The 24935-nt window shown below is 60.2% G+C and carries 21 protein-coding genes and 1 tRNA gene; 10 read left to right on the top strand and 12 right to left on the bottom strand.

Annotation, left to right across the window (positions count from 1 at the left end; genetic code table 11):
• Positions 1–23: 23 nt before the first annotated feature.
• The 4 genes from ATK06_RS10780 to ATK06_RS10765 form a co-directional block, all read right to left on the bottom strand.
• Positions 24–731, bottom strand: coding sequence for a maleylpyruvate isomerase family mycothiol-dependent enzyme (locus ATK06_RS10780; RefSeq protein WP_048380379.1), 708 nt, complete (start codon positions 729–731; stop codon positions 24–26).
• Positions 731–1552, bottom strand: coding sequence for a fumarylacetoacetate hydrolase family protein (locus tag ATK06_RS10775; RefSeq protein WP_048380381.1), 822 nt, complete (start codon positions 1550–1552; stop codon positions 731–733). The genes ATK06_RS10780 and ATK06_RS10775 overlap by 1 nt, the downstream gene beginning before the upstream one ends.
• Before the next feature lie 3 nt (positions 1553–1555).
• A complete protein-coding gene (locus tag ATK06_RS10770; RefSeq protein ID WP_048380383.1) occupies positions 1556–2590 on the bottom strand; it encodes a cupin domain-containing protein in 1035 nt (344 codons plus the stop codon).
• Positions 2591–2866: 276 nt separating this feature from the next.
• Positions 2867–3631 carry an IclR family transcriptional regulator gene (locus ATK06_RS10765; protein ID WP_048380384.1) on the bottom strand — a complete coding sequence of 255 codons (765 nt, stop codon included), beginning with the start codon at positions 3629–3631 and terminating at the stop codon, positions 2867–2869.
• Between the two features lie 66 nt (positions 3632–3697).
• Between ATK06_RS10765 and ATK06_RS10760 the strand changes: the two genes are divergently transcribed.
• Together ATK06_RS10760 and ATK06_RS10755 are read left to right on the top strand one after the other, a co-directional pair.
• Positions 3698–5044 (top strand): MFS transporter, encoded by a 1347-nt coding sequence (locus tag ATK06_RS10760; RefSeq protein WP_098389333.1) that lies wholly within the window; start codon positions 3698–3700, stop codon positions 5042–5044.
• Between the two features lie 75 nt (positions 5045–5119).
• Positions 5120–6484, top strand: a complete 1365-nt coding sequence (locus ATK06_RS10755; RefSeq protein WP_048380386.1) for an FAD-dependent monooxygenase — start codon at positions 5120–5122, stop codon at positions 6482–6484.
• On the opposite strand, the gene pth is transcribed toward ATK06_RS10755, so the two are convergent.
• On the bottom strand, positions 6485–7012 hold the full coding sequence (pth, locus tag ATK06_RS10750) for an aminoacyl-tRNA hydrolase (RefSeq protein WP_048380388.1): 528 nt from the start codon (positions 7010–7012) through the stop codon (positions 6485–6487).
• Positions 7013–7037: 25 nt separating this feature from the next.
• Here pth and purU point away from each other — a divergent pair, with 25 nt between their 5' ends.
• Positions 7038–7922, top strand: coding sequence for a formyltetrahydrofolate deformylase (purU, locus tag ATK06_RS10745; protein WP_048380391.1), 885 nt, complete (start codon positions 7038–7040; stop codon positions 7920–7922).
• A 286-nt stretch (positions 7923–8208) separates the two neighbouring features.
• Here purU and ATK06_RS10740 read toward each other — a convergent pair whose 3' ends face one another.
• Positions 8209–8838, bottom strand: a complete 630-nt coding sequence (locus tag ATK06_RS10740) for a 50S ribosomal protein L25/general stress protein Ctc (protein ID WP_098389332.1) — start codon at positions 8836–8838, stop codon at positions 8209–8211.
• 212 nt (positions 8839–9050) lie between these two features.
• Here ATK06_RS10740 and ATK06_RS10735 point away from each other — a divergent pair, with 212 nt between their 5' ends.
• On the top strand, positions 9051–9821 hold the full coding sequence (locus tag ATK06_RS10735; RefSeq protein ID WP_098389331.1) for an enoyl-CoA hydratase-related protein: 771 nt from the start codon (positions 9051–9053) through the stop codon (positions 9819–9821).
• Complete coding sequence (locus ATK06_RS10730) at positions 9796–10011, top strand: hypothetical protein (RefSeq protein WP_048380394.1); 216 nt, start codon at positions 9796–9798, stop codon at positions 10009–10011. Before ATK06_RS10735 ends, ATK06_RS10730 begins: the two co-directional genes overlap by 26 nt.
• 55 nt (positions 10012–10066) lie before the next feature.
• On the opposite strand, the gene ATK06_RS10725 is transcribed toward ATK06_RS10730, so the two are convergent.
• The 3 genes from ATK06_RS10725 to ATK06_RS10715 form a co-directional block, all read right to left on the bottom strand.
• Positions 10067–11044, bottom strand: coding sequence for a ribose-phosphate diphosphokinase (locus tag ATK06_RS10725; RefSeq protein ID WP_048380396.1), 978 nt, complete (start codon positions 11042–11044; stop codon positions 10067–10069).
• Between the two features lie 113 nt (positions 11045–11157).
• Positions 11158–12603 (bottom strand): bifunctional UDP-N-acetylglucosamine diphosphorylase/glucosamine-1-phosphate N-acetyltransferase GlmU, encoded by a 1446-nt coding sequence (glmU, locus tag ATK06_RS10720; RefSeq protein WP_231913606.1) that lies wholly within the window; start codon positions 12601–12603, stop codon positions 11158–11160.
• Positions 12604–12769: 166 nt separating this feature from the next.
• Positions 12770–14008: an MFS transporter gene (locus ATK06_RS10715; RefSeq protein WP_098389330.1), complete on the bottom strand. Its 1239-nt coding sequence runs from the start codon at positions 14006–14008 to the stop codon at positions 12770–12772.
• Positions 14009–14053: 45 nt separating this feature from the next.
• Here ATK06_RS10715 and ATK06_RS10710 point away from each other — a divergent pair, with 45 nt between their 5' ends.
• A complete protein-coding gene (locus ATK06_RS10710) occupies positions 14054–15565 on the top strand; it encodes a multicopper oxidase family protein (protein ID WP_098389329.1) in 1512 nt (503 codons plus the stop codon).
• A gap of 859 nt (positions 15566–16424) precedes the next feature.
• Here ATK06_RS10710 and ATK06_RS10700 read toward each other — a convergent pair.
• A tRNA-Gln gene (locus ATK06_RS10700) sits at positions 16425–16496 on the bottom strand.
• Positions 16497–16594: 98 nt separating this feature from the next.
• Between ATK06_RS10700 and ATK06_RS10695 the strand changes: the two genes are divergently transcribed.
• From ATK06_RS10695 to ATK06_RS10685, 3 genes are all read left to right on the top strand, one after another.
• Positions 16595–17269 carry a TetR/AcrR family transcriptional regulator gene (locus ATK06_RS10695; protein WP_048380400.1) on the top strand — a complete coding sequence of 225 codons (675 nt, stop codon included), beginning with the start codon at positions 16595–16597 and terminating at the stop codon, positions 17267–17269.
• Between the two features lie 27 nt (positions 17270–17296).
• Positions 17297–20908 (top strand): transcription-repair coupling factor, encoded by a 3612-nt coding sequence (gene mfd, locus ATK06_RS10690; RefSeq protein WP_098389448.1) that lies wholly within the window; start codon positions 17297–17299, stop codon positions 20906–20908.
• Between the two features lie 247 nt (positions 20909–21155).
• Positions 21156–22418 carry an ATP-binding protein gene (locus ATK06_RS10685; RefSeq protein ID WP_231913481.1) on the top strand — a complete coding sequence of 421 codons (1263 nt, stop codon included), beginning with the start codon at positions 21156–21158 and terminating at the stop codon, positions 22416–22418.
• Between the two features lie 48 nt (positions 22419–22466).
• Here the strand turns inward: ATK06_RS10685 and ATK06_RS10680 are convergent, their stop codons facing one another.
• Positions 22467–23897, bottom strand: coding sequence for an amino acid permease (locus tag ATK06_RS10680; RefSeq protein ID WP_048380404.1), 1431 nt, complete (start codon positions 23895–23897; stop codon positions 22467–22469).
• Between the two features lie 25 nt (positions 23898–23922).
• On the opposite strand from ATK06_RS10680, the gene ATK06_RS10675 reads away from it, so the two are divergent.
• The gene (locus ATK06_RS10675) at positions 23923–24444 is read left to right on the top strand and encodes a MazG nucleotide pyrophosphohydrolase domain-containing protein (protein ID WP_053072782.1); all 522 of its coding nucleotides are present in this window, start codon (positions 23923–23925) and stop codon (positions 24442–24444) included.
• On the opposite strand, the gene ATK06_RS10670 is transcribed toward ATK06_RS10675, so the two are convergent.
• On the bottom strand, positions 24441–24854 hold the full coding sequence (locus ATK06_RS10670) for a hypothetical protein (protein WP_053072784.1): 414 nt from the start codon (positions 24852–24854) through the stop codon (positions 24441–24443). The two genes, ATK06_RS10675 and ATK06_RS10670, sit on opposite strands and share 4 nt — an antisense overlap.
• Positions 24855–24935 lie beyond the last annotated feature (81 nt).

Raw genomic sequence — 24935 nt, 5'->3', positions numbered from 1 at the left:
TAGCGCGCGCTGTGTGTGCAGTCCTAGAGCCAGCGTGGTGGGCACAGCTCAGTGTCTACGCCTTCATTCCCACGGCCGGAAGCCCAGCGAACTAAGCCGGCCAAGGTGCCGCGTACTTCGACGCTAGAGTCATCGCCGACCGCGACGCGGTGGTCTGTGTCGGTGGCGACCATGATCAGGTCTTGGCCGTCACCATTGCCGCGCCACTTTCCGGGGATCTCTTCGAGGAGCGTCTCGAGGATGACCTCCGGAATGTCACCAAAGCCTGCGGTGACGTCCAAGTCAACGGCGTGCAGCCAGACTTCACGGGTGCGCATCCACAGCGTCTCCGACGCGGGGACGGTACGCCCTTGCGCGGTTTTGACCTCTGCTTCCCATGCGGAGTCGGAGGCATCACGCCACGCCACGTCCAACCGTGCGACGGTGTGGTCGTGCAGGTTGCGCAGCGCATCCGGGATCAGAGTGGCCCCGAATTCGATCTCCTTACCGCGTGCATCGGGGGATGCGTACATCGGGGTTTCCTCACCGGTTTCCGCCCAGTGCATGAGGTTGCACAGTGCTGCTGCGTTGTAGGCGACGTGTGCGATGAGGTGTGACCGCGACCAGCCTGGAAGAAGCGTCGGCTCGCCGAAGTCCGCATTATCCAGCAAGGCCACCTGGCCCGAATAATGGGCCGTGCCGCGGCGGGTTAACTGTAGGCGCTCTTCAAGAGGCAGATCGTGAAAGCTCATTACTCGAACACCGTCTTGTTGGCGATGCGGCCCAGGCCGTCGATCTCTACAGCGACCACGTCGCCGTCGCCAATGTAGCGCTTCGGGTCGCGTGCATGGCCGACGCCACCTGGGGTGCCGGTGACGATGACGTCGCCAGCATCCAGCGGGTAGATGTGGGTGATGTACTCGATGAGAGCTTCTGGGTTAAAGACCAGGTCGTCGGTCGGAGTGGACTGCACCTTCTCGTCGTTGAGGTAGGTTGCCAGTTCGCCGCCGAACTCGAAGGAGTCGCGCGTGGTCAGCCAAGGGCCAAAGCCTGCGGACTTCTCCAGGGACTTGCCCTGGTGCCACTGGAGGGTGGCGTACTGGTAGTCGCGCTGGGTGTAGTCGTTCATCACGGCGTAGCCAGCGATGTACTCAGCGGCGTCTTCCTTCTTGACGCGGCGTGCGCGCTTGCCGATCACCACGGCCAGCTCGCCTTCCCAGTCGAGTGCCTTGTTGCCCCACTCAGGGACGTTGACGTCGTCGTATGGCCCGACGAGCGCGTCCGGGAACTTGACGAAGAGTGTGGGCACCTTCGGCAGGTCACGGCCCATTTCTTTGATGTGGTTGGCGTAGTTCAGGCCGACGCAGACAATCTTGCGCGGGCGGGGGACCACGGCGTCTAGGTCCGTGTTCTCAAAGGAGACTTCTTCGCCTTCAGCGGCTGCGAGCTCTTCCCAGTTCTCCTGGCCGAGCAGCTCGGAGAGGTCCTTGTAAGGCAGCTTCACAGCGGTGTTGTCGCCGGTCAGGCGTGCGGCGGTGGTTCCTTCAGCGGTACGGAGAGTGATCAGGCGCATAATTTAAATTCCTTTCGGGGTGTACGTGCGTGCGAGGTGCAGTGCCTCAAAGATTGGGTGGTCGGAGAAGCAGAATAGGTCCACACCGTCCGAGCCGGCGTCGATGGACCACTTCTGCCACGACGGTACATTGACGATGTCGCCGTGACGGGCCTCAAACGTTTTATCACCCACGTGAATCGTGGCGCTGCCTTCGAAGACCTGGAAGACGCGGTTGCCCACCTCGTGGACCGGGGTCGACGACGCGCCTGGGCGCAGGCGGTGGAACTCGGCGCGGATGGTAGTCATGACGTCGCCACCGGTGGTCGGGTTCGTGTACCGAATCGCGGCGTGTCCTGGGCTGACCACACCTGCGTGGCCGGCATCCTCGAGCGCAAGCTGGTCGTTGAGCGCTGCGTCGGTGTGCTCCCACGCGTAGCGGCCAATCGGCGAACTGGTCTGTGCGCCCGGGAAGGACAGTGGGCGCAGGCCGGGGTGTGCCCACAACTGCTCGGAGCGGGACTTCTCTGGGGTGGATTCGTCGGTAAGTTCTTCGGTGCCGTATTCGAAGAAGCCGGTATCCATCTGGTGCGCGAACGGGATGTCCAGGCCGTCGATCCATGCCATCGGCTCGGTGGCAATGTTGTGGTGGCCGTGGAAGTTCCAGCCCGGTGTCAGGAGGAAGTCACCGCGGCGCATGGGGACAGGATCGCCATTAACGACGGTCCATACGCCCTCACCTTCAACAACAAAGCGGAACGCGTTCTGCGAGTGGCGGTGCTCCGGCGCATTTTCGCCTGGGCCCAGGTACTGAATCGCGCACCACAGGGTCGGGGAGATGTATGTGTTGCCGTCCAGACCTGGGTTAGCCAGGCCGATAGCGCGGCGTTCGCCACCGCGACCGACGGGAACAAGTTCACCGGAACGCTGGGCGAGCTTGTACAGCTCTTCCCAGTCCCAGTGGTGAGCCACAGCGCGTGGTTCTGGGGTGTCTGGCATGAGGCCACCAATCTGTGTCCACAGTGGCTTCATGTAGGTTTCGTCCATGCGCTTGTACATGGCCTCCAGCTCAGCAAGTTCTTCTGGGGTCGCTGGTGGTGGCTGGTTGGGAACGCGTGGGGCTACGTATTCTGAGCCCAGTTGGGGGGAGCTGTCGGTTGGTGCACTCATGTGAATCCCTTTCGTCTCGGTCGGTTCAGCATGGTCGGACTGTATGGCCTCAAGCGGCTTTTGCTGTCCGTGTGACTTCCAACATAAGAATGTGCGTCGTGGCTCACAATATTTTTCCGCCATGTGGAATGTGTGGGGGAGGGGGTGGGTGCAACCTACCCCCGTTTACTGGTGAACAAACATGCCCGAGCGTTCCAATGTGCGGTTGAGGTCGGCCCCATACGTGCGCAAGGCGCGGATGCATTCCTCCCGAACCTCGGGAAAACGTGCGGTAGGCACGGCGATCGCTATCGCGCCGAGGGTATCGCCGAGGTCGTTGTGTAAGGCCAGGCCCAGGGCGGATACTTCGGGTTCAAAAATTCCAGTGTTCGTGGCAAAGCCCTGACTGCGGAACTTGTGGAGCTTGCGGCGCAATTCGGCGAACTCCGTGTCGGGCATGGTGGGGTACAGGGTGCGCAGGTCCTTTGCGGAAAGGTCGGCAAGCATGGCGAGGCCGCCAGAATTCTGTTCTGCCGGAATGACCTGACCTCTACGGTCGCCAACGCGCACAGGTTTGGGGCTTTCTTCCGTGTAGAGGAAGTTGCACTGATTTTCAGACAGGGTGACAAGGTGGCAGGTCTCGCCTGTGGCTGCGACGATGCCGCGCATGTGGTGCTGGCACAGCTTGATAAGTTCTTCGCCTTCACCGCGGGCCACGTGCCGGGCGGCCAGTGCCGGGCCTGGTAGGTAACTGCGGTTTTGGGCCTGCACGGCAAAACCCCGGTAGCGCAGCATTTGCAGGGTGCGGTGGGCGCTGGAGGCGGTGACGTCTAACTCGTGAGCCAGGCTGGACACAGTCACGGAACCGGCGTCGCGAAGTGTCAAGATGGCGCGCAGTGCGATATCAACCGAAGTGAGGAATTCCTTGGGGGGTGGGGTTTCTCGGAGCATGGACCAATCCTTTCCGCTATGTGGAAACATTTTGATTGTAGCCTACGTCACTTAAATGATGGTGACATGACTTCACCAACAACCGCACCCAATGGAGAGCCAGTTATCCCAACTGCTCCCTATCCGCCAGTTAAGCGCGGCAAGGATGGACGCTTCACGGTCCTCGGTATTTCGGGACGTCGTCTAGCGGCAGTTCTTGTCGGCTGGTTCTTCGTCGTATTCGATGGCTATGACCTCATCGTCTACGGAACCGTCCAAACCTCACTTGCTCACGAATGGGGGTTGGACAACACCGCCCTCGGGGCCATCGGTTCTACCGCCTTCCTGGGGATGGTCATCGGGGCCGTGATTGTGGGACGGCTCTCTGACTCCCTGGGCCGCAAGACCGCAGTCATCGGGTCGGTGCTGGTGCTTTCCATCTTCACCCTGCTGTGTGCGGTCGCACCGAACCCCTGGGTATTCGCAGCCTTCCGCCTCATCGCAGGTATCGGCTTGGGCGGCTTGGTTCCATCAGTCAACGCCATGACCTCGGATCTGGTTCCCCGCAACAAGATCGCGGCGTGGTCCACCGTCATGATGTCCGGCGTGCCCATTGGTGGTTCCATCGCCGCAGTAGCCGCACAGTGGATCGTTCCCGCGCACGAAGAAGGATGGCGCATCATGTTCCTGCTGGCGTTCATCCCACTCGTTGTTGGACTACCCATCGCGCTCAAGGTCATCCCGTCGTCGAAAGCGATCGAAGCGGACTACGAGGCACGCGAAGGCCACGACGAGCCTGCCGGCTTCAAAGACCTGCTGGTAGGACGCTACCGCGACGTCTCCATCTGGTTCGCCATCGCAACGTTTGTCACCCTGCTGGCCTGGTACGGCCTGGGCACCTGGTTGCCACGCCTCATGGAGACCGCAGGCTACAACCTGGGTGCAGCCCTGATGTTCACCCTGGCGCTGAATCTCGGCGCGGTTCTGGGCTCGGTGACCACCGCGTGGGCTGGCGACCGCTTCGGAACCCTGCGTACGGGCGTCGTCGCAGCTGGCGTGGCAGGTGTTGCGCTGCTGATCCTGCTGATGCACCCACCCGTGTGGATGGTGTACCTCATCCTCATTGCAGCGGGCGTGGGTACCCACGGCACCCAGATCCTGATCATTGCCGCCGTTGCGAACTTCTACCCGCACAACCTGCGCGGCACGGCGTTGGGCTGGGCGCTCGGTGTGGGCCGCCTGGGGGCGGTTGTCGCACCACAGGCAGCAGGCCTGCTGCTGTCCATGGGCTTGGGCGTGGGATCGAACTACATCATGTTCGGTGGTGCGGCCATCCTCAGCGCCCTGGCGTTGTTCATCCTCAACCTCAAGGAGCTCAAGTTCGCGCAGGTCAACGTCAAGGAAGACACCAAGCAGCCGGTGGCCGTGTCCTAGCGGCCACCCCGGGTGCGCCCTATAACTCCATAGCTTTTCACAATCCCGTTCGACTTCCCGTCAAAGGAGACCATCATGACCGCCCCATTCACTCTGAACCCAACTCAAGAGCTCGCTGGCCAGACCATCATCATCTCCGGTGGTGGCATCGGTGGCGCAGCCGGCGCGCTGGCACTTGCACTACGCGGTGCAGATGTGACCCTGTACGAGCAGGCCTCTGAATTCAAGGAAGTGGGCGCCGGCCTACAGATCGGACCGCACGGTTGGCGCATGCTCAAGAAGTGGGGTGTGCTCGATCACCTGGTCGACCTGGGGTACATGCCCGAGTACATGCAGTTCCGCGACGCCGTCAACGGTGACGCAATCTTGACCATGAACTTTGACGAAGACTTCGAGGAGCACTTCGGCGGCCGTTACATGGTGGTTCACCGCTCTGACCTGCTGTCCGTGTTGGTGGAGGCAGCGCAGCAGGCGGGTGCGAAGCTGCACAACGGGATCCGCGTCGAAGACTGCACAACAACTGACGGAGGCATCGACGTCCTCCTGCACGACCGCAAGTCAGATAAGGAAAAGACCGTCCATGCGGACATCCTCATCGGTTTCGACGGCTCCCACTCGGTTATGCGCCCCAAGCTGGTTAAAGACGAGCTCGTTCCTTCCGCGTATGTTGCCTACCGCGGAACCTCCCCGCTGGAGACCGACCCGGAGGCCGCTGACATTAACGGCGTCGTCGGGTATATCGGCCCACACTGTCACTTCATCCAGTACAAGCTGCGCGGCGGCGAGCTGCTCAACCAGGTTGGCGTGTTCCAGTCGGACCGCTACCTCGACGGCCGCGACGCCGGCGACATCCCCGAGGACTGGGGCAACAACGAAGAACTAGCCACCGCGTACGACCACTGCATCCCGTACGTCAAGGAGCGCTCCCAGAAGTTGTGGAAGGACAAGTGGTGGCAGATGGCTGACCGCGAACCCCTCCACGAGTGGGCCGACGGCCGCATGATCTTGCTTGGCGACGCCGCCCACCCGCCCCTGCAGTACCTGGCCTCGGGAGCTGTGATGGCCATGGAAGACGCCGAAGCAATCGCATCCTTCGCCGCAGACAGCGCTCAGGCTAACGGTGGGACACCGGCGTGGGAAGAAGTCCTGAAAGAAGTTGAAGCAGAACGTGCACCCCGCGCGGCGCGCATCCAGACCACCGGACGCTTCTGGGGCGAACTGTGGCACCTGCCAGGCACCGCACGCCTGCTGCGCAATTACCTGTTCCAGCAGGCAGAAGGCAACTGGTACCGCTACGCAGACTGGCTGTGGAAGTACGATCCATGCGAGCGCGCCTACATCAAAGACCCATCGAAGGGTGAGCTGCCCGCAGAACTCAAGGAATGGCGTTACACCCTGGTACAACGTGCAGCGGAAGACCACGGGGTCGTCGCTAAGTAATTAGGCGCCGCGCAGCGTTTCAATCTCATCGGCTGCGTCCGCGCACACAATCGGGAGCTCAACCTGCTCCTTCTTAGAAAACGGTTTGAGCACATAGGCCGCCGGGTCCATCCGACCGGGCGGCCGTCCGATACCCAGGGACAGGCGCACATAATCCTTCGTGCCTAAGGCTTGAGTGATAGAGCGCAAGCCGTTGTGCCCGCGGTCGCCACCGCCGGGGCGGACTTGGAGTTGGCCGAGGGGCAACTCGAGCTCGTCGTGAAGCACCACAATGTGCGCCGGCGGTACTTTGAAAAACGCGCTCAGCTGGGCCACCGGGCCGCCAGAAAGATTCATGAAACTCTGCGGCTTTGCGACGATCACACCTGGAAACTCCGCAACCTGGCACTGCGATTTTTTGTGCCGGGTCCACGAACCAAAGTTGTCGGCCACGTAGGCGTCGGCAGCCATCGCGCCCAGGTTGTGGCGCGTTCCTTCATATTTCGGGCCCGGGTTACCCAAGCCCACGACCAGCAGGGGAGAACTCATACACACACCGTATAGGATGTGAGGAATGAGTACGACACACCATGCAGAACGCGCCTATGTTTTAACGTTTAGCTGCCCAGACCGTGCCGGTATCGTCGCCCGGCTCGCAAGTTTTTTGGCCGGCCACGGTGGCGTCATCACCGAAGCCGACTACTTCCTCGACCCCGACACCAACCGGTTCTTCACCCGCCAGGCAGTCCGCGCCGATTCCATCGCGATTTCCCTAGACCAGATGCGTGAAGAAATCGCCGAGATCGCAGAAGAATTCGGCCCCACCGCCCACTGGCGCCTCTGGGATACTGCAGAGGTCAAGCGCGCCGTTCTCCTGGTTTCCCACCAAGGGCACTGCCTGCGCGACCTGCTGGACCGCGTCGCTGAAAACGATTACCCGATGGACGTCGCCGCGATCATCGGCAACCACGACAATTTGCGCCACATCGCCGAACACCACGGCATCCCTTACCACCACGTCCCATTCCCGAAAGACCAGGTGGGAAAGCGCAAAGCCTTCGACAAGGTAGCCGAGCTTGTTAACGCCGAAAACCCCGACGCCATCGTCATGGCCCGCTTCATGCAAATCCTCCCACCGGACCTGTGCGAAATGTGGGCTGGCCGCGTGATCAACATCCACCACAGCTTCCTGCCCTCCTTCATGGGTGCGCGCCCCTACCACCAGGCATACAACCGTGGCGTGAAACTGGTTGGCGCAACCTGCCACTATGCCACCTCCGACCTCGACGACGGCCCCATCATCGAACAGGACATTATCCGCGTCACCCACAAGGATTCGCCGGAAGACCTGGCACGCCTGGGCCGCGACGTGGAAAAGCAGGTTCTTGCCCGCGGGTTGCGCTTCCACCTGGAGGACCGCGTGCTCGTCTACGGCAACCGGACGGTAATCTTCTCCTAGGCGTTGCCGGGTGGGGCGCGGGCTGGCGCTGGCGACGGAGCTTGCGGCTGCGCGGCTTTTGCCGTCCCGGCTGAATAATTATCGGCCAGGCTTAACATGCCAGGTCGGCGCCTCCCTGCAGGCCGAGTGCGACCAGGCGTATTAAGTCTGGCTGCTAAGTATGCGCTTTCGCGCATGCGTTTAGAATCCTCAGCGCCCAGCCACCCCCAACAACCACGAAGGCCGGTCACCCGCATCGGGTGACCGGCCTCAAGCAGCTGCTGTAACTAGGAGTTACGCCGAGCTGTTACTCAGCAGCTTCTTCGGTGGACTCTGCGCCAGCTTCAGCGCCGCCTTCTTCAGCAGCCTCTGCAGCTTCCTCGAGCTCTTCGTCAACCTCAGGCCAGGAGACGGTCACGACGACGTTCTCTGCGTCCTCGACCAGGGTTGCGTCGCCAAGCTTCAGATCGCCAGCAAGAACCTGGTCGTCTGCTTCGAGGCCTTCGACGTTGACAACGATCTCTTCTGGAATGTTGAGAACGTCTGCCTCGATGAGTACGAGGTCCTGGTTGAGGATAGCGATGGTGCCTGGGGTTGGCTCGCCCTCGATGACGACAGGAACCTCAACCTCAACCTTTTCGCCGCGCTTAATGGCGAGCAGGTCGATGTGGTCGATGTTCAGGGTCAGTGGGTTCTGGTCAACGTGCTTGACCATGGTGAGGTGCTTTTCGCCCTCGATGTCCATCTCAACGATGGCGTTAACGCCGTGGTTGCGGACCAGTGCCTGGATCTCCAGCAGTGGTGCGGCGAAGTGGAGAGTTTCGGTTTCTGCCGAGTAGATGACGCCCGGGACCTTCCAGTCGCGGCGCAGACGGCGGGCAAAGCCCTTGCCGAACTCGGAGCGTACGGATGCTTCAATAGTAGGGTAAGTAGCCATTGTTGGACTCCTTCGTCGTTCAGTGATGAATGACGGCCTAACAAGCACAAAAGCCTGCGGCCGACTCGCGTTCTCGTCGAGTCTTCGCAGGCAAAACCCCACGCTGGTGGGGAGCAAAGCTCTAAATCGCGTCGATAACGGCTCTAAGGCCCTCGCCGAGACCCAGCCACTATAACACGTCACAGGCGCGAAAGAAAACGTAGACTTGCAGCATGGATACTCCAATTCTGGTTAGTGAAGAAGGTCGCGTAGGGGTTATCACCCTGAACCGGCCGAAAGCCCTCAACGCACTTAATTCCGCGCTCATGAATGCGCTTATCGACGCCCTCAAGTCCTTCGACGCCAACCCCGAGATCGGGGCCGTCATCATTCGGGGCAGTGAACGTGCTTTTGCCGCCGGTGCAGACATCACCGAGATGGCCCAGAAAACCGCCCCCGAACTGTACGAATCCGACATCTTCGGCCGCTGGGATGAGATGGCGCAGGTACGTATTCCGATCATTGCGGAAGTCTCCGGCTACGCGCTCGGCGGCGGGTGTGAACTGGCGATGATGGCAGACCTCATCGTCGCCTCAGAGACCGCAGTATTCGGCCAGCCCGAGGTGGGCTTGGGAATCATGCCGGGCATCGGCGGGACGCAGCGCTTGGTGCGCGCGGTGGGGAAGTCCCTGGCTATGGACATGATTCTGTCTGGTCGGCGCATCTACGCTGAGGAAGCGCTGCAAGCCGGGTTGGTGGCGCGCGTCTATCCGCAGGAGACTGTGGCCGAAGAAACCTTGAAGTTAGCCACAACCATTGGCAATTACTCGCGCGTTGCCACCACAAGAGCGAAGGAAGCAGTAAACACCGCGTTTGAAACCACGCTCAGTCAAGGCGTGGCGTGGGAGCGGCGCGGTTTCCAAGCGATGTTCGCTTCCTATGACCAGAAGGAGGGGATGGCGGCGTTCGTCGAGAAGCGTGCTCCTACTTTCCGTCACCGCTGATTCGGCGGGCTACTACCAGAACGAAGGGGAGCGGGAAGAGGGCGAAAACGACCGCCTTCGCATAAACGCTCGCAGTGCCGCCGATAACAAGCTCGTAGAATCCCCACTCAACGAGCTGCGCCACTATCCAGAGCAGAAGTGCCACAACCAGGAGTCGCCGTTTATGCATGATTCGCCCTCCCGCGGGTAGTTATACAAGAAGCGCCAGGTACGCATTCGTACCTGGCGCTTTTAGTTTCGGCGGTTTAAGCCTGGCCCTCGAAGAGGTGGGTCACGGAACCGTTTTCGAAGATCTCGGTAATCGTCTTCGCCAGCAGCGGAGCGATCGAAAGGACCGTCAGGTTCTCCCAGCCTTCGGTGTTCTGCGGCAGGGTGTCGGTGGTGATGATTTCCTCGGCACCACACTGGCTCAGACGCTCGCGAGCGGGGTCGGAGAATACACCGTGCGTGCAGGCGATGAGTACGGAACGAGCGCCTGCTTCCTTAAGCACACGGCAAGCGCCTGCAATGGTGCCGCCGGTGTCAATCATGTCGTCGAGAAGCACGCAGTCCTTGCCCTCCACGTCACCGACCACGCGGTTAGCAACCACGGAGTTGGCAACGTCGATGGAGCGCGTCTTGTGGACGAAGGCCATGGGGGCGTCGCCCAGCGTGTTAGCCCACTTCTCAGCAACCTTCACGCGACCAGCGTCAGGGGAGACCACGCAGATGTTGTTCAGCTCGTACTTGCCCTTGATGTAATCCGTGAGGATTGGCATGGCGTGCATGTGGTCGACCGGGCCGTCGAAGAAGCCCTGAATCTGGTCGGTGTGCAGGTCGACGCTGACGATGCGGTCTGCGCCGGCGGTGGTCAGCAGGTCAGCGACCAGGCGGGCGGAGATAGGCTCGCGACCACGGTGCTTCTTGTCCTGGCGGGCGTATGGGTAGAACGGCAGGATTGCGGTGATCGTGCGAGCGGAACCACGCTTGAGCGCATCAATCATGATGAGCTGTTCCATCAGCCACTTGTTCAGCGGCTGGGTGTGGGACTGTACAACAAAGCAGTCCGAACCGCGGACGGATTCATCGAAGCGGACGAAGATTTCTCCGTTTGCGAAGTCGTGCGCCGACATGGGGGTGAGTTCAATGCCTAGTTCGCGTGCGACCTGCTCGCCGAGCTCTGGGTGTGCCCGGCCGCTAAAGAGCATCATGTTTTTGTGGGTTTGCTTCCAGTGGGCAGTCATAGGCGCCGTGTCAGCCTTCCTCGTAAGTGCTTAAATGTCCTAAAAACAGGGTACGTGATGGATGTTAGTCGGGGGCTCAGGTTGGGCCACCATCGATACCCCCATCGGGCGTTTTATTCGCTTGCGCTTTCTGTTTTCTCGCTGTCGTCGGAGGCCACGTTAGCCCCGGCTGCATCGGCACCGGCTGCCTTTTCTGCCTCGGCTGCTGCGTGAGCTGCAGCCGTGCCTGGGCGGTTCTTCACCACCCAGCCTTCGATGTTGCGCTGCTTGCCGCCGGATACGACCAGGGCGCCTGCCGGCACATCGTTCTTGATGACGGTCCCGGCACCGGAATAAGCGCCGTCGCCGACAGTGACTGGAGCAATGAACATGGTGTCCGAGCCCGTGCGCACATGGCTGCCGACGGTGGTGTGGTGCTTATTCACGCCGTCATAGTTCACAAAAACGGAGGACGCGCCAATATTGCTCTCTTCGCCGATGGTCGCATCGCCCACATAAGTAAGGTGCGGAACCTTCGATCCAGCACCGATCTGCGCGTTCTTCGCCTCGACGAACCCGCCCAACTTGCCGCGCTCGCCCAAAACGGTGCCAGGGCGAACGTAGGTGAACGGGCCCACGTTTGCATGCGCGCCGATCTCGGAGTCAAGGCCGTGGGTGCGGATCACGGAAGCGCCTTCGCCAACGGTCATGTTCACCAGAGTGGTGTCCGGGCCGACGGTTGCGCCGTCGGCAATTGTGGTAGTGCCACGCAGTTGGGTGCCTGGTTCGATGGTCACGTCGTGGCCCACGGTCACGGTCACGTCGATGAAGGTGGTGGCTGGATCAATGATGGTGGCACCGCCGCGCATTGCCTTTTCGACGGTGCGACGGTTCAGCTCACGGCCCAGGGCAGCAAGCTGGACGCGGTCATTCACGCCGGCGAGTTCAGCGGCGTCGTCAGCGACGTGAGCACGGACCGTATGTCCTGCGTTCCGTGCAATTTCGAGGACGTCGGTGATGTAAAACTCGCCTTGGGCGTTGTCGCTGCGGAGTTCGGTGAGTGCCGTGCGCAGGACGGAGGCGTCGAAAGCGAAGACACCGGAGTTGACTTCTTGGATGGCGCGTTCCGCATCGGAGGCGTCCTTATGCTCGACGATGGCGGTGACGTCGCCATCTTCGTTGCGGACGATGCGGCCGTAGCCGGTCGGGTCGTCGAGGCGGATTGTCAGTACGGTCGCGGCTGCGCCGGCGTGAGCTTCTTCCAGCTTGTGCAGCGTCTCGGGGGAGAGGAGAGGGACGTCGGCGTTGGTGACAAGGACCGTGCCTTCGAAGTCCTTCAGCTGGTCCAACCCGCAGCGCACCGCGTGGCCAGTACCTAACTGTTCTTCCTGAACTGCCTGAATCAACGGGCGCCCCAGCTCCTCGGCCACGGCGTCGACGGCGGGGGAGACCTGGTCACGCTGGTGCCCCACAACTACCACGATCTGTTCAGGGGCAATACCTGCGGCCGCGTGAATACTGTGCGAGAGCAGGCTGCGTCCGCCGATAGAGTGCAGAGTTTTCTGCGTTGCAGATTTCATGCGGGTCCCGGCACCTGCCGCCAGGATGATGATGGCGGTGGGTTGAGCAGATGGGGCAGTTGTATCGGCCACGGTAGGCACGCCTCCAGACGAAATAAATAAGTGACGTAGGAACTTTGTCTAAGCCTACACGCGGGCCACGACACGGCGCGTTGCTCGAGGTGCTTTATGAAACATCTTTCATACGGGAAGCCAGGAGCGTTCCCAACAGTCCGAGGACCGCGAAGAAAATAAGGCTGGCGGCTGCGCCCGCGAGAGAAATGACCGCCGAAACCCCACCGACGAGCAGCAGCATAATGCCCATGATGGTGTTTGCGGAACTGACGTAGGTGGTGCGGTTGTCGCCTTCTGCCATGTCTACGACATAGGTTTTACGTGCCACCCGTATCGCGGTGTGCGCGAGGTTGACCAGGAAGAAACCGATGGGCATGGCCCACACGTTGATGTCGTGGGTGGCCCACGCCGCCGAAGCGACCAGTGCGAGCAACACGATGGATGCGAACGCCGAACCAGCAGCCATTACGTTGCGTGAGGAAATATCCGACAGCCAGCCAGAAACGCGCCCACCCACCAGGGAAGCCAAACCACTAGCAGCCAAGAAAGCACCGATTCCCGAGAGGCTGGCACCGGCTTCGCGGGCCAGGACCACGATGAAGGTCGTCGATAAGGCGGTGACCAGCAAAAGGGTGCGCACTATGACGAAGTTGCGGAAGAGCTTGTCACCACTAAATAAATCCCAGCACGTGCGCAGAAAGCCCCAGTCGATGGGAGACTTCGGCTCCTCGGGAGCGTCTTCGTAGTCGGGCTCCTTAATGGTCCGGAAGACCAATGTGGCACAAAACCAGCAGGCAGCGGACCCGAAGATGAGGGCGATGAGGATTTCGGTGGCGTCGTCAGGCACCATGCTCAAGCCCGCACCCGCGATGAGCGCTACTGCACCGCCGATGACCGTAGCCCGGCCGGTAACCCGGCCGCGGTGGCCCTTACTAATCGTGCGGCCCTGCACATCTTTCGACGAAATGGAGCACAAGGAACGCGATAGTGCCAGCGTGGCCAGGAACAGGATGGTTAACAGGCCGAATACCCAGCCCTCGGTGAATAAGGCAGCAACGCCAATCAACGCTGCGGATACTGCCTGACCTAAAGAGCCGATAATCCAGACCCGCTTGCGGGATTTCTGGGATAGTACCCACGGGGTAATCGCAGCCTGCGGGAGCATGGAGCCAGATTCGCGGATCGGTGTGAGCAGGGCTGTAAAGAAGTTAGGCACGCCCATACCGTGCATAATCCACGGGAGGACGGATTTCGGGGAGAGAACCTGATCGCCAATATTTTGCAGTCCGTTGGACCACACGAAACGCCTGGCGTTGTAATTCTCTAGCTGGGAAGAATCTTTATTGGTCATCTCATAGATGGTAGGCGCGCGAAAATAGCAGGTAGATTTAAGGGTATGCTCATTCAACGCCGAACATTGTTCAAAGGTGCAGCTGCTGCAGCTGTCATCACCGCCGGGGGAGCAACGCTGAGCGCGTGTGGGTCTGCCACGCCGCGCGGATGGGAGGGTCAGCCGCGCCCACTGCCTATCCCGCCTCTCGACGAAGGCACGATGGTGGACGGGGTACGCACCTTCGACCTGCACGCCGGGGCCCACGACGCCCAGATCCTTCCCGATACCACTACGCGGGCCTGGGGTTTTAACGGCGGTCACCTAGGCCCCACCTTGTACTTCAAGAAGGGCGACCGCGTCCAGGTCAACGTGCACAACGGCTTAGACGAGATGACCACGATCCACTGGCACGGCATGAAAATTCCCGCCGAACACGACGGTGGGCCGCACCAGCCCATCGAACCCGGTGAGGTGTGGGAACCCCAGTGGACAATCGAGCAGCCTGCTGCAACGTTGTGGTACCACCCGCACCCGCACGAACGGACCGCCCTGCACGCATACCGCGGTTTGGCAGGCGGGATCGTCATCGATGATGGCACCGCAGAAAAAGCGGGCCTGCCTCGCGACTATGGGGTAGACGACATTCCCGTAATCATCATGGACCAGAAATTCAACGAGGACGGATCGCTGAACGAAGAATCCGACCCCGACCTTGGCCTCAAGGGGGATGTGCCCACGGTCAACGGGATTACGAACCCCTATTTCAACGCCACTACCACCCGCGTGCGCCTGCGCATCTTGGACGCTTCCACAATGCGCTTCTTCAATCTCGCCTTCGACGATGGCCGTGAGTTCCAGGTCGTTGCCACCGACTCTGGCTTCCTACCAGCACCGGTCACCGTGGATCACGTGAAGATGGGGCCCGGTGAACGCCAAGAAATCATCGTGGACCTTGAGCCCGGCAAAGACGCCGTCCTGCGCGCCATCCCGCACCCGGACCGCCTGGGCGTCCCGGACACTGAGCACGCCCCCGACTTCGGGCTTGACGACGATTTCGACCTTCTGACCATCGTCGCCCCGCAGGAGGGCACCGCGCCAGCTGCCCTACCCACCACGCTTATCGACGAACCCCCGCTGCCCACCGACATTGCCGAAGTCCGCGACTTCGCCTTGAACACCTTCCAGATCAACGGCGAATACATGGACATGAATCGCGTCGACGTGACTATCGACCACTCCCAACCAGAGCTATGGCGCGTGACCAACGAGAACGCCGACTGGATCCACAACTTCCACATCCACGACGCCCGCTTCCAGGTCACCGACGTGCGCGGAACGGACGTGGATTTCTGGACCCAAGGCTGGAAAGACACCGTCACTATTCCGCCTGGAGCCACGGTGGACCTCCTCGTGGAGTTTGGCTACTACCCGGACCCTAAGTGGGCCTACATGTACCACTGCCACATGCTTTTGCATGAGGACGCAGGCATGATGGGGCAATTTGTCGTCGTTAAGCCGGGTGAGTCAGCCGACCTTGCTGCGATTGCATCGCACGGTGGGCACCACGAGCATTAAAGAATTCGTAGAAAACGACATGCCGGGTAGTGGCGGACGCCGCTGCCCGGTACTGTTTACCCATGCGCCCACCTCATACAAGAAAACGATGGCTAGCCTGGGTGTCTGCGCTGAGCTTAGTGTTCATCTTTGCGTTCCCGTATCTGTTCCCACAGATCATTCCAGAAGGAACGCCGCCGTATTTTCTGATAACAATCCCTATGGAGGTTGTGCCTGGTGTCTTAGCGTGGCGAGCTGGCAGCAGATGGTTGATAGTTTTTGCGATTGTTGCGGGTTTGTCGCCACTGCTTCTTACGTGGGTGTTTATAGTCTTGCTGAAAGTGCTCTACGTGGTTACTGGTGGGAGATATCCGGGCGCTGAGTGGCTGTGAGGCTCCGGTTGAAAATTGGCGCTCCACCCCAAACTCGGGTCAACTAAAGCAAGCTTTGCCTCTAATCCGGGATATTCCCAGCCTGGCGGGACTTAAAACGGTATCTATTGCTCCCCGTGATCTATCTGCGATTCATATTTTCGCGTACAGACCTAGCAACAAAGAGCTACACCACCCCTGATCTTCAGCATTCCTCGTGCCGGTAGTCCCACACTGTGCGCTCCCGGAAGGGGTATGGGTTTGGCAATGATATTAAAAAGACATTCTGTGAGCGTCTGAAAAATTTCACCTTGGTGTTTAACGCACCTTAACTGCCAGAATGTCTTTTTCGTATCACGCGCTGCAAACGCCGTATAGCAGATACGCGCTGGCGCGACGCAATACATAAAAGGCCAGGTTACGAAGCAAGGCTGACCACGGCCTAACCCGTACACGCCCCTTGGCTGAAAAAAGAAAGCGGCTGGTTACAAAACCAGCCGCTTTTGCTGTTCCCCGACCAGGACTCGAACCTAGAATGACGGTACCAAAAACCGTAGTGTTGCCAATTACACCATCGGGGAGCGCGCCAGCACTCATAGAGCGTGCGTAGCGCTAGGTAGAAAGAATAGCCCACGGGCAGGCCGGAATGCCAACTGAGGGGGAAGGTAGGCTGGTACGCATGGTAAAAAAGCGCATGACCGGCAAGCAACGCCGTGAGCAACTCATCGAAATAGGGCGTGAACTCTTCGCAGAACGCGGGTTTGAGGGCACCTCGATGGAAGAAATTGCCGGCCGTGCACGCGTTTCCAAGCCCGTCGTCTACGAACACTTCGGGGGTAAAGAAGGCCTCTACGCGGTGGTGGTGGACCGCGAAATGCGGGCACTCGAAGAGGTCGTGACGTCTGCGTTAAAGAGCGGGCGGTCGCGCCAACGTATTGAAAAGACGGTGCTCGCGTTATTGACCTATGTAGAGAAGGACACCGCAGGTTTCCAGATCCTGGCCCGCGACGGTTCCGGGCCGGACATGAGTACTCCCAAATACTCCACCTTGCTGAACTCGGCAATCGCGGAACTGGCGCACATTTTGGCCGCTAATTTCGAGCGCAACAACCTGAACCCCGGTGATGCGGTGATGTACTCGCAGGCGCTCGTCGGCATGGTTTCCTCCACCGCGTTGTGGTGGTTGGACAACCCGGAGATCCCGAAGCGGGAAGTGGCAGCGCACATCGTGAACTTGTGCTGGAATGGGATGTCTGGTTTGGAACAGAATCCCACGCTTTCTGTTGAAGCAGAAGATATGACCCAGGAATTGGAACAAGCTTTGGAACACGAATCAGATAAGGAAGGCTTCTAGGTGTCAGATCAGGGTACAGCTACCGCAATGCTTGCCGGCCTGCTCGGGGCAGCAAGCAACGATCCCCGCATTTCCGGTCTGCTAAAGCATGTCGGGGAACAGGATCTGCACATCACAGCCATGGACCAGGCCCGTTCCTGGGTCATTGGTGCACTGTCGCGGAAAACTCCGGTCCTTCTGGTGACCGCGACCAGCCGCGAGGCCGAAGACCTGACCGCGGAGTTGCGCGCGATGGTTGGCCAGAAGGTGGCGCTCTTCCCGGCTTGGGAAACGCTTCCGCATGAGCGGCTCAGTCCGGGTGTGGATATCGTCGGTAAGCAAGCCGAGGTGCTGGAGCACCGCAATGAGTACCGCATTATCGTGGCCAGCGCGCGAGCCCTTTCGCAGCCACTGGTCCGTGAGGTGGAAGGCCGTGAGGCCCTGGTGATTCGTGCGGGCGGGGAGTATGAGCTGTCCGACCTCACTGAGGAACTGGTATTCAAGGCCTACGACCACGTAGACATGGTGGCCAAGCGTGGCCAGTTCGCCGTGCGTGGTGGCATTCTCGACGTTTTCCCCACCACCGCCGACTATCCGGTCCGCGTGGAGTTCTGGGGCGATGAGGTCACCGATATCCGCCAGTTCTCCGTGGCGGATCAGCGCACCATCGCAGACAGTGAGCGCGAACAGGTTGAGGTTTACCCGGCCCGTGCACTGCTGATTACCGACGACGTCGTGGCCCGCGCCGAAGCCCTCGCACAGACCCACACCGGCAACGCCACCCTCGTGGAATTGCTGGCTAAGCTGTCGGCGCGGACCCCAGCCGACGGGATGGAAGCGCTCATCCCCGCGCTGATTAGCGAACCCATGTGCACGCTACCGGAAATGCTGCATCCCACAACCCATGTGGTTCTGGTGGCGCCGGAGAAGATCCGCAAGCGCATCGCTGACTTGGAGGCCACGGACCAGGAGTTCATGGAAGCCGGCTGGGAAGCTGCCGCCATGGGTGCTTCCGGCCCCATTGCTGCAGAGGGCCTGGATCTTTCTGCATCGTCGTACCGTTCGTACGAATCCCTGGAAGTTGGTGCCCACAAGGCTGGGCAACCGTGGTGGACTTTCAGCCCGAGCGGAATGATGGAGGGCCCGGAGGACCGCACCATCCCGCTGGAATTTGATCCCGCTCCAGCACCGCGCGGCGATCTCCAAGAGATCGAAAAGTTCATGGGCCTGCTGCAAAAGCACACCGCCGATGGGGGAGCAGCCGCCTACATCACCCCGACTGCGGGCGCGGTCAAGCGCATGGAGCAGCGGTTTGCGGAAAACGGGATTAAGGTGCGCGTCGCTACGCCAGCCTGGGAGCCTACTCCGGGGGAAGTGACTATCTACCAGGCGCTTTCACATGCGGGCATCGTGCTCAAGACGGGGCAGATGCCTTTGGTCATAGCCACGGAAACAGACCTAACCGGCAACCGAGTTGGTGACATCGCAGGAGCTAAGCGCAAGCCCGCGAAACGCCGCAACCGCGTGGACCCGCTCGCACTGAAAACTGGCGACTATGTGGTCCACGAGACCCACGGTATTGGGCGCTTCCTCAAGATGGCAGAACGCACCATCAAGAGTGGTGACGAAACCTCGCGCCGCGAATACATCGTCCTGGAATACGCCCCCTCCAAGCGCGGGCAACCTGCCGACCAGTTGTGGGTTCCCATGGAATCGCTGGACTTGCTGTCCAAGTACACCGGCGGCGAGGCCCCGACCCTATCCAAAATGGGCGGTTCGGACTGGAAGAACACCAAGCGCAAAGCGCGCGCAGCAGTCCGGGAGATTGCGGGCGAGTTGGTGCAGCTCTACGCCAAACGCCAGTCCGCGCCGGGTCATGCCTTCGCCCCGGATTCCCCGTGGCAGGTGGAGTTGGAGGACAACTTCCCCTACGTGGAGACCGAAGACCAGATGGCTGCCATTGACGCGGTGAAGGAAGATATGGAGTCTTCCGTCCCGATGGATCGCGTGATCGTCGGCGATGTGGGCTACGGCAAGACGGAGGTTGCCGTCCGTGCAGCGTTCAAGGCGGTGCAGGATGGGCGCCAGGTCGCGATGCTCGTACCCACGACCCTACTTGCGCAGCAGCATCTGCAAACCTTCGAAGAGCGCATGGACGGCTTCCCCGTCACTATCCGCGGTCTATCTCGTTTTACGTCTAACTCGGAAGCTAAGGAGATTATTGCTGGGCTTGCCGACGGCACCGTCGACATCGTCATCGGCACCCACCGACTACTCCAGACGGGTGTGCAATGGAAGAACCTCGGGCTCATCATCGTGGATGAGGAGCAGCGCTTCGGTGTGGAACACAAGGAACACATCAAGGCGCTGCGCACCCACGTGGACGTGCTCACCATGTCCGCGACCCCGATTCCGCGCACGCTGGAAATGTCCATGTCCGGTATCCGCGAAATGTCCACCATCCTCACTCCGCCGGAGGATCGCCACCCGGTGCTCACGTACGTAGGCGCGGAGGAACCCAACCAAGTTGCTGCGGCAATCCGCCGCGAGTTGCTTCGCGACGGCCAAGTCTTTTACATCCACAACCGGGTGAAGGACATCGAAAAGAAGGCCCGCGAACTACGCGATTTGGTGCCGGAAGCCCGCATTGTTGTGGCGCACGGCCAGATGAATGAAGAGCAGTTGGAGCGCACGGTCCAAGGTTTCTGGGATCGCGAATTCGATGTGCTCGTGTGCACCACCATCGTGGAAACTGGCCTGGACATTGCGAATGCCAACACGTTGATCGTCGAGAATGCCCATCACATGGGCCTATCCCAGCTGCACCAGCTGCGTGGCCGCGTGGGCCGTTCCCGCGAGCGCGCGTACGCCTACTTTTTGTACCCGAACGGTGCCACACTCACCGAGAATTCCTACGACCGCCTTGCCACGATCGCCCAGAACAACGATTTAGGCGCGGGCATGGCCGTGGCGATGAAGGACTTGGAGATGCGCGGCGCCGGCAACGTACTCGGTGCCGAGCAGTCTGGTCACATCGCAGGCGTGGGCTTCGACTTGTACATGCGCCTCGTCGGGGAAGCTGTGGAAACGTATCGAGCATTGGCTGATGGCAAACCCATCGATGCTACCGACCAGGGCCCGAAGGAAATCCGCATCGACCTGCCCGTGGACGCACACATCCCGGACACGTACGTCAACGCGGAACGATTGCGGCTGGAGCTCTACCGCAAGATTGCGGCAGCCCGCAGCGAAGCGGACCTCACGGCGGTGGTGGAGGAAATGCACGACCGCTTCGGCCCACACCCGGCTCCGGTGGAGCGTCTGCTTGCGGTAGCGCGCTTGCGCAATCATGCTCGCAAGGCCGGTATCAGCGATATTGGTGTCCAAGGCACCCGCATCAAGGTCCACCCGGTCCAACTTGCCGACTCCCAGCAGGTGCGCCTACGCCGCCTCTTCCCAGGCTCCAACTACCGGGCCGCCGCCCAGGCAATCCAGCTGTCCTTCCCGAAAGCTGGCAAGAAACTCACCGACCCCGTGCTTCGCGACGAAGACCTGCTCCAATGGGTAGCCGATTTCTCAAGCTCTATGTTTGCTTTGGAACCGGTCAACGTGCGTGGCGGGAAGCCAGAAAAGAACGAAGACGTTATCTCAATCCGCTAGCTGCGAGCTTCCCGTGAGTTAGCTTGGCACGTTCGAGGGGCCAAAATATTTATATTCAGGAAAAGGTTGGGATATTGGCCCCCCCGAATGTCACCGAGGTGTTGTGTGGTGGGTGGCAGAACCTCGCGTTGGTGGGTGGCAGAACCTCGCGTTGGTGGGTGGCAGAACCTCGCGTTGGTGGGTGGCAGAACCTCGCGTTAGCGCTTTTAGCTGCTAATATAGAGAAATGTTCACTATTGAAGGGGAAGTGCCCAGGCATAACACCTTAGAAGCACAAGACATTCTCGACTACGCACCTCTTCTTGTAGTACAAGGTGCACGCCAGGTTGGCAAAACTACGCTGATGCGTCAAGCTCTGGAATCTCGAGACGGATTGTTTCTCACACTTGACGATGCAGCAACTCGCACCGCTGCGCTGCAGGATCCGCGGGGCTTCGTGGAGCAGGCCCCCGACCGCACGTTGGTCATTGATGAGGCCCAACGTGTACCGGAATTGGCATTGGCACTCAAGGCCGCCATCGATTCCGATCGCCGCGCGGGCCGATGGGCTATTACTGGTTCTTCAGATTTGCTTAGATTGCCGGGTGTGTCCGATTCCCTTGCTGGGAGGGCGGAGTCGTTGACTGTCTGGCCCTTAAGTCAGGGGGAGATGCGTCGTCATGAGCGGCCGGAAGACTGGGTATGTGCGGTAGTGCATAACCCTGATTCTTTCAGCGCGACGCCTTATCGTGATGTGGATGCTGAAGTTCGCGAGGCTGTTATCCGCGGCGGTTATCCTGAACCGTTGAAACGGGACAAAGAACGTGCCGTTGAGCGTTGGTTTATGTCGTATGCGCAGCGTTTAGCTACGCATGATGCACAGCAACTGACGCAGCGTGGCGATTTCAGCCATCATTTAGATTCGCTCCTTCGGATCATTTCTTCCCAGGGTCAGGCAGAGCTGGTGAAAGCGAAGTTGGCGCGAAGTCTTGCTATTAGTGAAACGGCTCTCGCTGAATACTTAAGTCTCCTCGATCAAATGTATTTGGTTGACTCCCTACCAGCATGGGGGATTGGCTACTCCGGACGGGTGGTACGCAAACCGAAAATTTCGCTTGCAGACACTGGTTTTGCAACCACTTTCACTGGCCTGACTATGGAAAAATCGCGCCTCGTCGGTGGAATGGAATTGTTCGGGGCTACGCTCGAAGCATTTGTAGCTGGCGAACTTCGAAAACAACAGGGCTGGTCCAGGTTGCGTTACCGGCTTTTCCACTTCCGGCAGCGTGAGCAAGAGGTAGATATTGTCATTGAGCTTAACGACGCCCGCTTGGTCCTTGTCGAGGTGAAAAGCGCCCGCGACGTGGACCAACGTGCTTGGCGCAATATGGAATTACTCATGGAAAAACTCGGCGACCGCGTGATGGCAGGAGTAGTCCTATACATGGGCGATGGCGTCCATACTGTGCGTCGCCCTGCGGGGCGTATTCAGATTCTGCCCGTCTCTTCCCTCTGGAAGCACGCATACTAAAACCCACCCTCGGTAGTGCCGCGGGTGGGTCATAGGAAAGCTTCACGTTTAGAGGGTGGTGGCGCCCGTCGCTAAGCCATAAACACCCCATGCGGCGCCGGCGACCACGATCGCAAGCAGTAGCCACTCGACGCCGACGAACATTTTCAGGCCATGAGCCCGGCGAGTCCACGCATAAGGGATCAGGCCCGGAAGCACGGCGAGTGCGCCGAAGAGGATGTACTTCGGGTCTGCGGCGTAGAACAGCCACAGGGCATAAATCACCGCGATAGCAGCGACGACGCCGTGGCGCACGTTGTCCCGGCCAGAAACTTTGACGCCTGGTCCGCCCACGAGCCCCCGGCCACGCACGGCCAACAACAGTAGGTAGATTGCGGAGAACAAGTAGGGGACTAGGTAGGCGACCGTCGCTAATTGCACCATGGAGACATACGTTGTCTCGTTGAGGAAGAAAACGATGATCAGTGCCTGGATCACAATCGTGGAGACCAACTGGGCGGGGATTGGGGCGCCGGTCGGGGAGATAGTGCTCAGGCGTGCGGGGAGAAGTCCGTCCCGTGCCATCATGGTGATTGGCTCAGCGCACAGCATCTGCCAGGACACGTAGGCGCCCAACACGGACAGGCAGAGCCCGAAGGAAACGAGCGCGCCGCCCCACGGGCCGACGACGGCCTCGAGAACCGCGGCCATCGAGTTATCCGGCAAGGCGGCCAGCTCGGCGGTACTCATAACGCCGAATGACAACACCGAAATGGACACCAACAGTGCTAGGACGCTGAAGAAACCGATGAGTGTGGCGCGCGAAACATCCTTACGTGACCGCGACTGACGCGAATACACCGAGGCCCCCTCCACGCCGATAAAGACCCATACGGTAAACAGCATGACGCCCTGCACCTGGGTGAACACGTCCCCGGACTCGTGACCCCAGAAGTCGAAGGTGAACTTATCCCAGCTGAAGCCCAAGAACGCGACGAGCACAATGAAGCTCAGGATCGGCACAATCTTGGCCACCGTGGTCACCATGTTCAGTACCGCAGCCTGCTGCACGCCCTTCGACAGGATGTAAAAAATCAGCCAGGTGAGACACGAGACCGCGATTGCCACAGTCCAGTGCCCCTGCAGGAAAGGTACGTAATGGCCGAGCGTAGAGAAGAATAAGGTGGCGTAGCCCACCTGCGCGATCACGGAACCTAGCCAGTAACCCCAGCCGGAGAGGAAGCCGATGAAATCGCCCAAGCCAGCGCGCGCGTAAGCGTAGACGCCAGAATCCAAGTTGGGTTGGCGGACCGCCAGAATATGGAAGACGAATGCCACGGAGAGCATGCCCACACCGGCGATTGCCCAACCGATGAGCATGGCGCCGGGGCCGGCAACCGATGCGATGTTTTGGGGCAGGGAGAACATGCCTGCGCCCACAGTTGACCCAATGATGAGCGCAACCAGCGCCCATAGGGAGACATCTTTGCGTGAAGTCATTTATTGAATACTAGCCTTGGTGGTCATGACGGTAATAGTCGTTGATTCTAGATGGCCTGATTTGATCCCACGTGACGCGATCCCGCATCTCGACGACGCCTACATCGCACACGGTTGGGACGAGGAAGCACGTGACCGTGAGCGCGCCGGGGAGCAGGTGTTTGTCGCGGCGTCGTTAAGCGATCCGGTCTGGCAGGCCCGCGAAGTGATGGCGGCTGCTCGGGCGCGGGGTGGCTGGGAGCAGGCGCAGACGCACGAGAGTTTGGTGCCATACCTCTTGGAAGAATCGCAAGAGGTTGTCGAAGCCATCGGTGGCCCGGATGCGGAGCTGTGCGGTGAGCTTTCCGACGTCCTCCTGCAAGTCCTGTTCCACGCCCAGATAGCGCAAGAACGCGGCGCCTTTTCATTCGATGATGTGGCAGCCGCGTTCGTGGCCAAGATGCGTTCGCGCGCCCCGTACCTTTTTGACGGGTCAACCGGCGTGGTTGATGCCACAGAGCAGGACCGGTTGTGGCAAGAAGGGAAGAGGCGGGAGCGGGAGCTTTAGCGGCTAGACAGTGCCGTGAGCTGGGTAAGCGTCTGCTTCACTGGTTCGGGAAGCTGGGAAGAACCGGCCAGTAGTGGGTGTACGGGATCAGCCTTGACCAGGCCGCACTGCTGTGCCTTGTTGGCGATCTGGTTGGAGTACTTGCCGGTGAGCAGGGAAACGAGCGGGTCGTTGTTCTGGGAATTCACGCCCTTGTTGATGGATTCCACGAGCTGGCCGCGGGTGGTATCGGCGCCTAGAACGCCGGTGCCGCGCAGGATGTCGCCCAGGGTGTTGCAGGGTGCTGCTGCGATGAGCTGGTCAGCGGCGCCGAAGAGTTCGAGTGGGTTAGCTTGTGCTGCCGGTGCTGTGATGCCGGCAGTGGTCAGGATTGCTGCAGCGGTGGCTGCGATGCGGGTGCGGATACGCATGGTTCCTCCAGGAGAGTAGACGGGTTTAAAAGTGTATTAACCATACAACTATCTGTGGCTAAAGTGGCAGAAGTTATGAAA

The sequence above is a fragment of the Corynebacterium renale genome, assembly GCF_002563965.1.
GTDB classification, from domain to species: Bacteria; Actinomycetota; Actinomycetes; order Mycobacteriales; family Mycobacteriaceae; genus Corynebacterium; species Corynebacterium renale.
The sequence above is the reverse complement of the archived record's forward strand: the minus strand, read 5'-3'. Positions and strand labels throughout refer to the sequence as shown.